This window comes from Metabacillus sp. RB-C-LZQ-3-1 (assembly GCF_058315175.1).
The window spans coordinates 311949-324890 of the sequence record NZ_JBZFLI010000006.1 but is presented as its reverse complement, the minus strand read 5'-3'; the positions used below and the strand labels follow the sequence as shown (position 1 = coordinate 324890).

General features: G+C 36.1%; 13 protein-coding genes and 1 pseudogene. 5 read left to right on the top strand and 9 right to left on the bottom strand.

The window, feature by feature from the left end:
* Nucleotides 1–11: 11 nt before the first annotated feature.
* Entirely contained in the window at nucleotides 12–197 is a 186-nt protein-coding gene (locus AC4GZ8_RS12665; RefSeq protein ID WP_491082203.1) for a DUF5325 family protein, read from the top strand.
* Nucleotides 198–258: 61 nt separating this feature from the next.
* Here the strand turns inward: AC4GZ8_RS12665 and AC4GZ8_RS12660 are convergent, their stop codons facing one another.
* The 3 genes from AC4GZ8_RS12660 to AC4GZ8_RS12650 form a co-directional block, all read right to left on the bottom strand.
* The gene (locus AC4GZ8_RS12660) at nucleotides 259–723 is read right to left on the bottom strand and encodes a GNAT family N-acetyltransferase (protein ID WP_491082202.1); all 465 of its coding nucleotides are present in this window, start codon (nucleotides 721–723) and stop codon (nucleotides 259–261) included.
* Nucleotides 720–1511, bottom strand: coding sequence for an inositol monophosphatase family protein (locus tag AC4GZ8_RS12655; RefSeq protein WP_491082201.1), 792 nt, complete (start codon nucleotides 1509–1511; stop codon nucleotides 720–722). Before AC4GZ8_RS12655 ends, AC4GZ8_RS12660 begins: the two co-directional genes overlap by 4 nt.
* Nucleotides 1512–1658: 147 nt before the next feature.
* Entirely contained in the window at nucleotides 1659–1847 is a 189-nt protein-coding gene (locus AC4GZ8_RS12650; protein ID WP_026560515.1) for a YkzI domain-containing protein, read from the bottom strand.
* A 313-nt stretch (nucleotides 1848–2160) separates the two neighbouring features.
* On the opposite strand from AC4GZ8_RS12650, the gene AC4GZ8_RS12645 reads away from it, so the two are divergent.
* A complete protein-coding gene (locus AC4GZ8_RS12645) occupies nucleotides 2161–2781 on the top strand; it encodes a YktB family protein (RefSeq protein WP_491082200.1) in 621 nt (206 codons plus the stop codon).
* A gap of 101 nt (nucleotides 2782–2882) precedes the next feature.
* On the opposite strand, the gene AC4GZ8_RS12640 is transcribed toward AC4GZ8_RS12645, so the two are convergent.
* Nucleotides 2883–3149 carry a UPF0223 family protein gene (locus AC4GZ8_RS12640; protein WP_491082199.1) on the bottom strand — a complete coding sequence of 89 codons (267 nt, stop codon included), beginning with the start codon at nucleotides 3147–3149 and terminating at the stop codon, nucleotides 2883–2885.
* Nucleotides 3150–3170: 21 nt separating this feature from the next.
* Nucleotides 3171–4126 (bottom strand): annotated as a pseudogene (locus tag AC4GZ8_RS12635) (NAD(P)H-dependent flavin oxidoreductase).
* A 314-nt stretch (nucleotides 4127–4440) separates the two neighbouring features.
* On the opposite strand from AC4GZ8_RS12635, the gene AC4GZ8_RS12630 reads away from it, so the two are divergent.
* Nucleotides 4441–5916: an aminotransferase class I/II-fold pyridoxal phosphate-dependent enzyme gene (locus tag AC4GZ8_RS12630; RefSeq protein WP_491082198.1), complete on the top strand. Its 1476-nt coding sequence runs from the start codon at nucleotides 4441–4443 to the stop codon at nucleotides 5914–5916.
* A gap of 286 nt (nucleotides 5917–6202) precedes the next feature.
* Here AC4GZ8_RS12630 and AC4GZ8_RS12625 read toward each other — a convergent pair whose 3' ends face one another.
* Nucleotides 6203–6343 (bottom strand): GapA-binding peptide SR1P, encoded by a 141-nt coding sequence (locus AC4GZ8_RS12625; RefSeq protein WP_491082197.1) that lies wholly within the window; start codon nucleotides 6341–6343, stop codon nucleotides 6203–6205.
* Between the two features lie 274 nt (nucleotides 6344–6617).
* On the opposite strand from AC4GZ8_RS12625, the gene AC4GZ8_RS12620 reads away from it, so the two are divergent.
* Entirely contained in the window at nucleotides 6618–8129 is a 1512-nt protein-coding gene (locus AC4GZ8_RS12620; RefSeq protein ID WP_491082196.1) for a glycine betaine uptake BCCT transporter, read from the top strand.
* Between the two features lie 592 nt (nucleotides 8130–8721).
* The gene (locus AC4GZ8_RS12615) at nucleotides 8722–9096 is read left to right on the top strand and encodes a hypothetical protein (RefSeq protein ID WP_491082195.1); all 375 of its coding nucleotides are present in this window, start codon (nucleotides 8722–8724) and stop codon (nucleotides 9094–9096) included.
* Nucleotides 9097–9197: 101 nt separating this feature from the next.
* Here AC4GZ8_RS12615 and lpdA read toward each other — a convergent pair whose 3' ends face one another.
* From lpdA to AC4GZ8_RS12600, 3 genes are read right to left on the bottom strand one after another with little or no spacing between them, the layout of a single operon-like run.
* Nucleotides 9198–10607, bottom strand: a complete 1410-nt coding sequence (gene lpdA, locus AC4GZ8_RS12610) for a dihydrolipoyl dehydrogenase (protein WP_491082194.1) — start codon at nucleotides 10605–10607, stop codon at nucleotides 9198–9200.
* A 3-nt stretch (nucleotides 10608–10610) separates the two neighbouring features.
* On the bottom strand, nucleotides 10611–11909 hold the full coding sequence (locus AC4GZ8_RS12605) for a dihydrolipoamide acetyltransferase family protein (protein ID WP_491082193.1): 1299 nt from the start codon (nucleotides 11907–11909) through the stop codon (nucleotides 10611–10613).
* A gap of 53 nt (nucleotides 11910–11962) precedes the next feature.
* On the bottom strand, nucleotides 11963–12940 hold the full coding sequence (locus AC4GZ8_RS12600) for an alpha-ketoacid dehydrogenase subunit beta (protein WP_491082192.1): 978 nt from the start codon (nucleotides 12938–12940) through the stop codon (nucleotides 11963–11965).
* Nucleotides 12941–12942 lie beyond the last annotated feature (2 nt).

Genomic DNA, 12942 nt, shown 5'->3' with positions numbered 1-12942 from the left:
CTGTCTGTTGAATGAAACAAGTAAAGTGGATTTTTCTCTTTTTAGCTATTTTAGCGGCTATTAGTATGATCGGTATTGGAATAGCAGTAGGTGAAAGAAGCATTATTGGCATTTTATTAGCTATTATCGCCTTAAACGGCGTTATGGCGGCAGGCTTTATTTTGAAAAAAAGAATGCGGGAAAAAGGGTTAATTTAACAAATTAACACGAAAAAAAACACTTAAAAAAGAAGGGATCTTAGCGATTCCTTCTTCTCATTTACAGCGGTAAAACAGATATCATGTATTCCTTTTGTGTAGCCTCGTCTTTTTCTACCTTAAATTGTTCAAATCCACATTTCCCAAGGAATTGAATCCAGGAAGCCCTCTGAACGGGACAACCTGCAAACAAAACTTTATGGCCTTTTTGTGATAATTCTTCCTTGTAGTGATCTATGATCAATTTTCCATATCCTCTGCGATATTTGGATGGATGGATTAGTATTGTTCCAATCCAAGGCTTTTCATTTGATGGCGACCACTCAACCAAGTAGCTAATTCCTATACAGGTTTCTCCTTCATGCCAGATTCTCCATTTTCCATTATACATTTTATACGAAAGCAAATAAGCTTCCAGCTTGTCACTTGTACATTCCTCTTGCTGCCATTCTAAACTGCTATTTATTAATTCCTGAAAAAAAGGAAGGTCACTCGATTGATAATCTCGAGCATTTAAAATCTTCACTTTCCTAAATATTCCTCAATAATATGTTGATGAAGGTGCTTTTCTCCAATAAAGAAGCTGTTTTTAGATAATAGATCAAGAGGTTGTCCATCTAATGTAGACACGCTGCCTCCCACTTCTTCAATTAAAATAATGCCAGCAGCAAAATCCCATGGAGCTAATCTCATTGTTATATATGCATCTAACCTGCCTGCAGCTACATATGCACACTCAATTGCAGCAGAGCCATATGAACGAGTGCCTCTTACCTTTTTCACAATAGGGACAATTAAATTATGATCAATTCGTTTGTTTTCGGTTACCCAGACAGGGCTTATACTAATAACCGCTTCTTCGATCTTTACTCGGTCCAGCTTTGGTAACGGGAGTTCATTCATGAAAGCACCATTTCCCTTAAATGCATGATAAAGCTCTTTATGAACAACATCATAGATCAATCCTATGTATCCAATTCCATCGCCGTAAATACCAATAGAAATGGCGAAATTACGTTGTTGATGAACAAAATTCATTGTCCCATCAATCGGATCAATAATCCAAATAACACCATCAAGATTCGTTACGTCGTCTCCATATCCTTCTTCACCGAGTATTCGATGATTGGGATATGTTTCTTGAATTTTCCCTATGAGAAACTGTTCTACTTCCTTATCCATATTCGTAACCAAATCATTTGGATTTGATTTGTATTGAATAGAAAGCGTAGATTCAAAAGACGATCTAATCATCTCTCCGGCTTCTTGTATCCATTGTTTTGCATTTTGATCAATTTCCTGCCAATTCGTCATTAAGCGACCTCTTTTCTATGTAAAATCTCACACTTCTAATTGTAGGATACTGTATGGAATTGACTGAAATCAAGTATGAGCGACTTTGTCGCGCAGATAAAAACGAACCTTATCTTTAGGTTCGTTTGTAGATAAACTTAACTCCACCTATGCCTGGAGCTTCATCCACTCTTTTCTAAGCTTCTCTAATTTTTGTTTACATTCTATTTTTTTCTTTTGATCTTTATTTTGCATTGCCTCATAAAGGGTGGCTAATTCGTAATCAAGTTCGAGCCTTAACACCCCAATACGATTATTCATCATTTTCTGACCACTCGTCTTTACAATTTGTTTCATTTTTACCGCCCCTTTCATTCATGTGGTTATTTAAAAAAGGTACCAACTAAGCGATTTCAAAGAGTCTATTTAGGTTTTAATAGTTTTTTTATATAATATGTGCTTATAAAAAAAGTTGGAACTGCTTAGACGAAATTGTGTATTTACCTAGTTAATACCCCTATAAAAAGGTTCAAAACGTTGTTTACCTATTTATAAACAGAAAAGAATAACAAAAGATACGTGTACAAATCATTGTAGAAAAGCCCCTGATTGGTTTATAATTAATAATTATTATAAAAAGAGAATGTATCTAAGTAGGAGGAAACATGAGATGAGTAGTTTTGACGGATTCACAAAAGAAGATTTTGAAACATTTACAATAGATGGTCTTGACGAAAGAATGGAAGCTATTCGCGAGCGCATTCAACCTAAATTCAGAGAGCTTGGACAAGCCTTAACAGACGATCTTTCAGCAAGCTTGCAAACTGAAATGTTTTTACATATTGCCAAGCATGCGAGAAGGACAGTCAATCCACCAAAGGACACTTGGTTAGCAATTGCAGGCAATAAAAGGGGGTATAAACAGCATCCTCATTTTCAAGTTGGTTTATTTGATGACCACTTGTTTATTTGGTTAGCCTATATATATGAATTACCAAATAAAAACGGTATTGCTAAAACGTTTTTAACTAATATCGATGAATTTAACAAATTTTCAAGTAATGATTATTTCATCTCTCTCGATCATACAAAAAAAGATGCAATGCCAATCGAGAAAATAGATCTACCTCGTTCATTAGAACGCTTGAGGGATGTAAAAAAGGCAGAATTCCTTATCGGTCGTCAATTTCAAGCAAATGATCCTGTTCTTCAAAATGGTAAGAAGTTATATCAAATCATTCGTGAAACCTTTGAAGAATTAACACCATTATATAAACTCTCCTTTAAGTAAAATTTAAATTGGCTAATTGCTTGATTGTAGCTTTTATTAATAAACCTAATAAACGCGTAAAAGGTCTGATTCCTAAAGTGGATCAGACCTTTTTATATTTATTACATTTTGATTGAAATTTCATCAGAATCTTTCCCTTTTTTTACAACTTTATAAGCTGAGTACCCACTAACTTCTTCAAATTCGTTACAAATTGTTTTTTCTTCTGCTTTACTTGGTACGATTTCTTTAAACCTTCGATAAGAAGCCATTAATAGTGACCTCTCAATTCCATTTTCATATGCTTTTTCAATACATTCAAAAAATTTTATCACATCTACAATTTCTTCTGTACTCCAATCAAGGGAGATGGGATATTGATAATCCATAACATTTACCTCTCTCTCATTTTATCCGGACCAATGTGCTCTAATTCTTTCCGCATCTTTAATGATACGTTCTAATAAATCTTGAACAGAAGGGATATCGGTAATCAACCCCATAACTTGCCCAGCCCATGCAAAGCCATTATCTATCTTACCATCATATATGTATCTTTTGTTAGCAACACCACTTATATAATCCTTTAATTCCTTATATCCACCGTTATTTTTTTCTATCTTCAAAATTTGATCTGTCCAGTTATTTGCGAGAGCTCGCGCTGGAGCACCTATCGTTTTCTTAATGACGACGGTTTGGTTTTCATCACTTTCTACTAAGGCTTGCTTGTATAGAGGATGTGCGTGCACACACTCTTTTGTTGCAATAAAACGTGTACCCATTTCAATACCTTCAGCTCCTAAACTTAAAGCAGCCATAAAGCCTCGTCCATCACCAATTCCACCTGATGCGATAACTGGAATGGAAACAGCGTCAACAACTTGAGGAATTAAAACCATTGTTCCAACATCGGTTCTGCCTAAATGACCTCCCCCTTCATGTCCTACCACCATAACAGCATCTGCACCTAGCTCTTCTGCCTTAATTGCCTGCCTTTTGGCAGCTACAAGAACTAACTTTTTCGCATCCACACCTTGTAACATCTCAAAAATAGGTGCGGGGTTTCCACCAGTCATTGAAATGACCGGAACTTTTTCATCAATAGCTACTTTTACTAATTGTTCATAACCTTTACCATGCTGCCCGATTGCAAAGTTAACTCCAAATGGATTTGCCGTTATTGCTCTAGTCCTTTTTATTTCATCTCTTAGTGCTTCAGGTGAATCTAATGACATTGCTGTTGACCTAGCCCTCCTGCATTTGAAACGGCTGCAGCTAGCTCGGAATATGCTAAATATGCTAAGCCTCCCTGAATAATAGGATAACGAATACCTAAGATGTCAGTTATTCTCGTCCTCCAATTCATCTTTTCCCCTCCTTACCATTTATGTAAATAGCTATTCTAGATTTTTTAAAAAATCTCCTTTATTTATCAAACACATTATATCTAATAAATTTTGAATTCTATTTTCATATTATTTTTATTGACTGACCTAGTTGATAACGATATAATTCATTTGTTTTATGTTAAATAAATAGTCAGATTTCGACACAAACTCTACATAATAGAACATGTATCTGAAACTGAATTGACTAGGTTAATGACATATCAAATGCAAGTATTTGTCATGTAAACCATTTTAAAATACGATTAATAATGAAAAAGAAGGTGGAAAAACGTTGTCACAATTTGAAACACCATTGTTTACAGGTTTAGTTGAACACGCAAAAAATAATCCAATCCAATTCCACATCCCCGGTCATAAGAAGGGGGCAGGAATTGACCCTGATTTCAGAGAATTTATTGGTGATAATGCACTATCAATTGATTTAATTAATATTGGACCATTAGATGATTTACATGCACCTAAAGGGATGATTAAAAAAGCACAGGATTTAGCGGCTGAGGCTTTCGGGGCTGACCACACATTTTTTTCCGTACAAGGAACAAGCGGAGCCATAATGACGATGGTAATGGCCGTTTGCGGGCCAGGAGATAAAATTATCGTTCCAAGAAATGTACATAAATCCGTCATGTCCGCTATTGTCTTCTCAGGGGCAACACCAATTTTTATACACCCTGAAATTGATAAAAGGTTAGGAATTTCACACGGAATAACAACAGATGCAGTCGAAAAGGCTTTAGAACAACATCCAGATGCAAAAGGTGTTTTAGTTATTAATCCTACTTATTTTGGAATTTCTGCTGATTTACAAAAGATTGTCGAGATTGCTCATTCATACTCTGTTCCTGTATTAGTAGACGAAGCTCATGGTGTACACATACATTTCCATGAAGACCTCCCTTTAAGCGCGATGCAAGCGGGTGCAGATATGGCTGCAACAAGTGTACATAAACTTGGCGGGTCAATGACTCAAAGCTCAGTTTTAAATGTTAGAGAAGGTCTTGTGTCACCTCAGCGTGTTCAATCCATTTTAAGTATGATGACAACAACTTCTACTTCATATTTATTATTAGCTTCACTTGATGTAGCTAGAAAAAGATTGGCAACAGAAGGGCATGAATTAATTCAGAAAACCATTGATTTAGCTAATTATACACGAGAGCAAGTGAACCAAATCCCAAACATTTCTTGCATTGGAAAAGAAATTCTCGGCACAAAAGCAACCTTTGATTATGACCCTACGAAATTAATTGTTCCTGTTTATGAACTTGGTATTACAGGCTACGATGTTGAAAAATGGTTACGCGAAAATTATAATATTGAAGTAGAATTATCCGACTTATATAATATTCTTTGTATTATTACACCAGGTGATACGAAAGCAGATGTTGATATGTTAATTCGTGCCTTAAAAGAATTGTCACATCATTTTCAACCAGCTCATGAACAAGCAACATCAAAAGAACGCATCTTTTTACCAGATATACCTGTGTTAGCACTAACTCCTCGAGATGCATTTTATGCTGAAACAGAAGTTGTTCCTTTCAATGAATCTGCTGGTAGAATAATTGCTGAATTTATTATGGTTTATCCTCCTGGTATCCCGATCTTTATTCCCGGAGAAATCATTACGGAAGAAAACTTAACTTATATAACTAAAAATTTAGAAGTAGGCTTGCCTGTTCAAGGGCCAGAGGATCCTACTTTAGATACAATTAGAGTCATTAAAGAACATCGTGCAATTAGATAAAGTGAATCCTCCATCAGTGGGGATTTTCTTTATCCCCCACTAATGGTTAGTTTAACCAATCGGACCTTTACGGGCAGTTATCCCCCAAGTTATCTTCTTTGTAAACTTAAAAGCTTGACGTGGGTATTACTGCACGTTAAGAGTGGGGATAATATTTCAAACAATAAGGGACAGCCCCAATAGAATATATATCTTCCTCTTCCAGGAAGTACTATATATTCATATTTTTTGGGACTGTCCCTTCATTTTTATGCAAAAAACAATGGGAATATATATGGAACCCCTTTTATTTGCCCTTAACTTTTACAAGATTTTGGCTTTGGTTACAACAATCATGATGACTACATTTCCCATACAAAGTTGTCACTTTTTCCCCTTCAACATGACCAATTGTAGAGTTGCAGTTCTGACATACGATTGTTCCCATCTCCATACCCCTTTTCAATCAAATTTTAACTCTCAAAATCTCCAAAACTTTGAAAGCGTTTAACATTTCTTATAATCATAATAATATAACACATTGAGTTCGTCAATACCCATTTTGTATAACACATTATAAAATAATCATCATATTTTGAAGATTTATGTTACATTCAAAATTATTAGCTTCATTTATGTATAGATTAAACACAGTTGTCTAACGATAAAGTCAGACATTGTATTATTTGTGCACTAAGATGCTCAAAGGAGTGTTTAACTAAATGAAAAACTTCACCCCGGTTTTTATCCTTTCTGTCATTGTAACAACTCTCTTTATTATTTGGGGACTAATACCTCAAAATGTTTTACCTAATGGGAATATTAATGTAGTGACTTCCACTGTTCAAGCATTTATTATTGAAAAGTTTGGATGGTTTTATTTACTTACAGCAACATTTTTCCTTATCTTTGCGATTAGTTTAATTTTTTCAAAATACGGTCATGTTAAACTAGGAAAGGATACCGATGAACCAGAATACAGTTATCTTTCTTGGTTTGCTATGCTTTTTAGCGCAGGAATGGGGATCGGTTTAGTCTTTTGGGGCGTGTCAGAGCCAATCTTTCACTATAGTGGTCCACCTGCTGGTGAAGGATTTACTAATCAAGCAGGAAGAGATGCCCTGCGCTATTCATTCTTTCATTGGGGCTTGCATCCTTGGGCTATTTATTCAACAATAGCTTTGGCGCTGGCTTATTTTACTTTTCGACACGAACAAAATGGTGTCATGAGCAATATTTTACGACCGATATTAGGTGATCGTGTTGATGGAAAAATCGGCATTTTGATAAATTTCATTTCCGTATTTGCCACGGTATTTGGGGTTGCCACTTCAGTTGGTTTTGGTGCTGCACAAATAAGTGGAGGTATTTCTTATTTAATAGAAGGGATTGAAAATAACTTTTCAACGCAACTTATCATAATTATCATTGTGACGGTTTTATTTATGATTTCAGCACAAACAGGGTTAAATAAAGGGATCAAATATTTGAGTAACTTAAATGTTATATTAGCAATTGCACTTATGCTCTTTTTGTTATTTGCTGGTCCTACTAATTTTATTATGGACCTATTCACAACAACAATCGGTAGTTACCTGCAATATCTCCCATCTATGAGTTTTAAGATGACCCCCTTTCAAAGTGGAAACACATGGGTTCAGGATTGGACGATCTTTTACTGGGCATGGTGGATTTCTTGGGCACCTTTTGTTGGTACCTTTATTGCAAGGATTTCACGAGGAAGAACAATTAAAGAATTCGTAATTGGTGTTTTAGCTGTTCCAACGATATTTGGAGCTTTATGGTTCTCGGTTTTCGGCGGTTCTGCAATTTATTTAGACTATTTACAAAATGTGCCGATCGTTGAAATTGTGAATGAACAAGGTAAAGAAGTTGCGTTGTTTGCTGCTTTAGACCACTTTCCTCTTGGAACATTTATGTCGTATATCGCTATTTTTTTGATTAGTACTTTTTTTATTACATCAGCAGACTCAGCTACATTTGTTTTAGGAATGCAAACAACAAATGGAATGTTAAATCCTCCAAATAGAATTAAGTTAATTTGGGGGCTTATTCAATCAGCTTCAGCAGCCATTCTCCTATGGTCAGGGGGCCTAGAAGCTTTACAAACTTCTGCTATTATTGCTGCATTGCCCTTTGCTGTTATTATGATTTTAATGGTTTTCTCCTTACTAAAATCTTTGCAGCAAGATATAAAAAAATCATATAAGTAAATTTCATTTATTCAGACTGTTTAAGGCTGGACATTTTCTTCTTGTTTGGAAATTCTCCATTAAAAGAAGAGGTCATATTATAAGTAGAAACACCTTGTAGGAGATAACGAAAGATATAAAAGATGAAATAGAAAAAAATATCGCAGCCTTCCTCGTTTTCATCATTGAAAATGCAATCAAATAAGAGAGATAAAAAAACATGAGCAGCAAGATTGTTTTGGCTAATAAACTGTCTTTATTTGAAATCCACTCAATAACACTGTAGCTGCTCCATAATATAAGATGTGTACAAGACAATAACCCCCACGTAATTTTCATTTCACAATACACCTCTTCAAACTATATGTTTTCCTTTTGCAATATAGAATTTCTTCATACAAAATTAGGTCTCCCAATTGGGAATTTTAAGTATTTGTATAGGTAAAACGTAATATTTTTCATTTGTGTAACAAATAGATGACAAGGGAAGGTTCAATCAATATGTATGATAAAATAGGAGTAATTTAACATATTGTACGAATCTAGTTATTTTGAGCCCAACTGTACATACTATTTTTGAACTATTTAATTTATTTAAAAGAGGTGGACATGGATGAAAAGATCAATTCTTATTATTTTCATTATTCCAGTCGTTGTTCTTTCCTCCTGCAAAAACATTTTATTTTCAGAGGGGCCCTCAGATTTTACAATCAATCGAGATAAACAAATTGTATTTTTTTCTGACGTTAAAAATATTGATAAAGAAGCCATTTACTATGATGCACTATTAGATATCAAGGAAGAATTCCCAGAAGAATTTAAGAATATGAGAGTGATATCCGAAAATAAAGATAAACATAGATATGAGGTTGAGACATACCCTTCCCTATTGGTCGTATCTAAGGAAGAAATTCTTGTTCAAATTGAGGGAACGGTTTTATCAAAAGAAGAAATATTAGAACCAGTTTCTAATGCATTATTAGAGTAAGTGTTAAATAGCCTCTTATTTTTTAAATTATTGGTCTCAATAATTTTTCTAAAGGATCAAAAAAAGATGCTAACTTTTGAGTTAGCATCTTTTTTATATGATTATTTTACAATATGGATTGGGCTACCAATTGCAACTTCAGCAGCTTCCATTGTAATTTCACCTAATGTAGGGTGAGCGTGAATAGTCATCGCAATATCTTCAGCTGTCATGCCAGCTTCGATTGCTAAACCAAGTTCTGAGATCATATCAGATGCACTTGGGCCAGCAATTTGTGCACCAATGACTAATCCATCTTCTTTACGAGTAATAAGCTTTAAGAAACCATCTGTATCATTTAATGATAATGCGCGGCCATTAGCAGCAAATGGGAACTTAGCAGCAGTTACTTCGATTCCATCCGCTTTAGCCTCTGCTTCTGTGTAACCAACAGATGCAAGCTCAGGCTCAGAGAATACAACGGCAGGAATGCCAAGGTAGTCGATTTCAGCTTTTTCTCCAGCAATTGCTTCTGCAGCAATTTTTCCTTCATAAGAAGCTTTATGTGCTAATTGAGGACCTTCAACAATATCACCGATCGCATAAATGTTAGGGATATTTGTGCGGCATTGCTTATCGATTTTGATAATGCCTCTATCAGTCATTTCAACTCCAACTTGCTCTAAACCAAGTTCATCAGTGTTTGGACGACGGCCAACAGAAACTAATAAGTAATCAGCTTCAATTGTTTTTTCTTCGCCATTCACTTCAAATGTAACTTTTACGCCATTTTCATTTTCTTCAACACTTTTAGCTGAAGCTTTTGTGTGAATTTCAGCACCTTTTTTCTTAAGGTTACGTTTCACAATTGCGCTCATTTGCTTTTCAAAACCTGCTAGAATTTCATCCGCAGCTTCAATGAAAGTAACTTCTGTACCAAAGTTAGCGTAAGCAGAGCCAAGCTCAATTCCAATTACGCCGCCACCGATTACAACAAGCTTTTTAGGAATTTCTTGAAGGTTTAAAGCACCTGTTGAATTGATTACGCGCTTCGTATATTTGAAAGTTGGAATCTCAACTGGGCGTGAACCTGTTGCAATAATACAGTTTTTAAATTTGTAAGTTTGTGAAGATGTTTCGTCCATAACTTTTACTGTTTCATTGTCAACGAAGTACGCTTCACCAGAAACGACATCAACTTTATTACCTTTAAGTAATCCAGCTACACCGCCAGTTAATTTTTTCACAACACCCTGCTTGAATTCTTGCACTTTAGAAAAATCAACTGTTACGTTATCAGCTTTAATTCCCATTTCTTCAGAGTGTTTAGCTGTTTCATAACGGTGACCAGCAGCGATTAATGCTTTAGAAGGAATACAACCTACGTTCAAGCAAACTCCTCCAAGTGTTGCTTTTTCTACTACTGTTACTTTTTGTCCTAATTGAGCGGCGCGGATCGCTGCAACGTATCCGCCCGGGCCTGCTCCTATGACAAGAGTATCTGTTTCAATTGGGAAATCTCCAACTACCATCGATTACGCCTCCATTAAAATTAATTGTGGATCGTTTAGTAAACGCTTGATGTGGTTAAGAGCATTTTGAGCTGTAGCACCATCGATCATTCTATGGTCGAAACTTAAAGATAATGCTAATACTGGAGCTACAACAATCTCTCCATCACGAACAATTGGTTTCTCTGCGATACGACCAATACCTAAGATTGCAACCTCAGGGTGGTTAATAACAGGTGTAAACCATTGTCCACCAGCCGAACCAATGTTTGTGATTGTGCATGAAGCACCTTTCATTTCATTTGGTGCAAGCTTGCCTTCACGAGCTTTTGTAGCTAGTCCATTAATTTCATCTGAAATTTCAAAAACAGATTTACGTTCTGCATTTTTTACAACTGGTACAAGAAGACCTTTTTCAGTGTCTGCTGCAATTCCAATGTTGTAATAATGTTTTTGAACAACTTCTTCTGTTTTATCGTCAAGAGATGTATTAAGAACAGGATACTTTTTAAGCGCTGAAGTAAGAGCTTTCACTACGTACGGTAAATATGTTAACTTAATACCTTGCTCTGCTGCAACATTTTTGAATTGTTTTCTGTGAGAAACTAAATTCGTTACATCTACTTCATCCATTAATGTTACGTGTGGAGCTGTATGTTTTGAGTTAACCATTGCTTTAGCGATTGCTTTACGGATTGGGCTCATTTTTTCACGAGTCTCTGGGAAATCGCCCTCAGAGATTGCTTGAGCTGCTGCTGGCTTCGCTTGTTTTTCTTCTTGTCCAGCTGGTGCTTCCGTAGTTGCTGGTTGTGTACCGGCTACTGCTCCACCTTGTAAGAATGAATCAACGTCTTCTTTCAATACGCGACCATTTTTTCCACTGCCGGATACTTGGCGAATATCAACATCTTTCTCACGAGCATATTTACGTACTGATGGCATAGCAATAACACGTTTATTAGGATCTACCTCAGTTTCAGCTGGAGCTGGAGCTGCAGCTTCTTGCTTTGGTGCTTCTTCTGCTTTTTCTTCTTTCTTAGGCTCATCATCACCGTGGTCGCCTTTGAATTTTAAGTCCTCATAACCTGGTGCATCAAACGTAATAATTGTTTGACCTACAGTCGCAACTGTACCTTCTTCTACGTTAACTTCTGTTACTGTCCCTTTTACTGGTGATGGGATTTCAACAACTGCTTTATCATTTTGTACTTCAGCTAGGACATCATCTTCTTCAACAGTGTCGCCTGCTTTTACAAACCACTTTACGATTTCACCTTCGTGGATACCTTCACCGATATCAGGCAGTTTAAATTCGAATGCCAAATCATTCTACCTCCTAGTAATTGTTTTATGTCATTCATGATTAATGGTTCAAATTAGAAATTGATTACTTTTTTAGCTGTTTCAATAATATCTTTGTAAATCGGAAGCCAAACATTTTCAGCTTCAGTAAATGCATAAACCGTATCAGGTGCAGCTACACGTAATACTGGTGCTTCTAGACTTAAGATCGCACGCTCTGTAATTTCAGCTACTACGTTAGCTGCAATACCAGCTTGTTTCTGTGCTTCTTGTACAACGATTGCACGACCAGTTTTTTCTACAGAAGCAATGATTGTTTCAATATCTAATGGGCTGATTGTACGTAGGTCAACTACTTCTACAGATACCCCTTCTTTTTCTAATTCTTCCGCTGCTTTTAATGATTCATGAACCATCGCACCGTAAGTAATAATAGAAAGATCAGTACCTTCACGTTTTACATCTGCTTTACCGATTTCAATTGTGTATTCTTCTTCAGGAACCTCCTGACGGAATGAACGGTATAACTTCATGTGCTCAAGGAATACAACTGGATCATTATCACGAATAGCAGAAATTAATAGACCTTTAGCATCGTAAGGTGTTGAAGGAATAACTACCTTTAATCCCGGTTGTTGAGCAACTAGACCTTCTAAGCTATCTGCGTGAAGTTCTGGTGTATGTACAAATCCACCAAATGGAGATCTGATGGTAACCGGTGCTGTCCAACGGCCACCTGAACGGTAACGCATACGTGCTAATTGACCATTTAAAGAATCCATTACTTCGTAAACGAATCCGAAGAATTGAATTTCCATAACAGGGCGGAATCCAGTTAAACCAAATCCTACTGTTAAACCACCAATCCCTGATTCAGCAAGTGGAGTATCGAATACACGATCTTCACCAAATTCTTTTTGAAGTCCTTCCGTCGCACGGAATACCCCACCGTTCACACCAACGTCTTCACCATATACAAGGACGTTTTCATCATTTTTTAATTCGGTGCGTAATGCATCAGTGATGGCTTGAATCATTGTCATTTGTGCCATGG

What these genes read in the sequence shown, in the direction of transcription:
- lpdA (WP_491082194.1), bottom strand. Translation starts at nt 10,607, where the DNA reads ATGGTAGTTGGAGATTTCCCAATTGAAACAGATACTCTTGTCATAGGA.
- AC4GZ8_RS12650 (WP_026560515.1), bottom strand. Translation starts at nt 1,847, where the DNA reads ATGAAACAAATTGTAAAGACGAGTGGTCAGAAAATGATGAATAATCGT.
- AC4GZ8_RS12615 (WP_491082195.1), top strand. Translation starts at nt 8,722, where the DNA reads ATGAAAAGATCAATTCTTATTATTTTCATTATTCCAGTCGTTGTTCTT.
- AC4GZ8_RS12625 (WP_491082197.1), bottom strand. Translation starts at nt 6,343, where the DNA reads ATGGGAACAATCGTATGTCAGAACTGCAACTCTACAATTGGTCATGTT.
- AC4GZ8_RS12640 (WP_491082199.1), bottom strand. Translation starts at nt 3,149, where the DNA reads ATGGATTATCAATATCCCATCTCCCTTGATTGGAGTACAGAAGAAATT.
- AC4GZ8_RS12645 (WP_491082200.1), top strand. Translation starts at nt 2,161, where the DNA reads ATGAGTAGTTTTGACGGATTCACAAAAGAAGATTTTGAAACATTTACA.
- AC4GZ8_RS12620 (WP_491082196.1), top strand. Translation starts at nt 6,618, where the DNA reads ATGAAAAACTTCACCCCGGTTTTTATCCTTTCTGTCATTGTAACAACT.
- AC4GZ8_RS12665 (WP_491082203.1), top strand. Translation starts at nt 12, where the DNA reads ATGAAACAAGTAAAGTGGATTTTTCTCTTTTTAGCTATTTTAGCGGCT.
- AC4GZ8_RS12655 (WP_491082201.1), bottom strand. Translation starts at nt 1,511, where the DNA reads ATGACGAATTGGCAGGAAATTGATCAAAATGCAAAACAATGGATACAA.
- AC4GZ8_RS12600 (WP_491082192.1), bottom strand. Translation starts at nt 12,940, where the DNA reads ATGGCACAAATGACAATGATTCAAGCCATCACTGATGCATTACGCACC.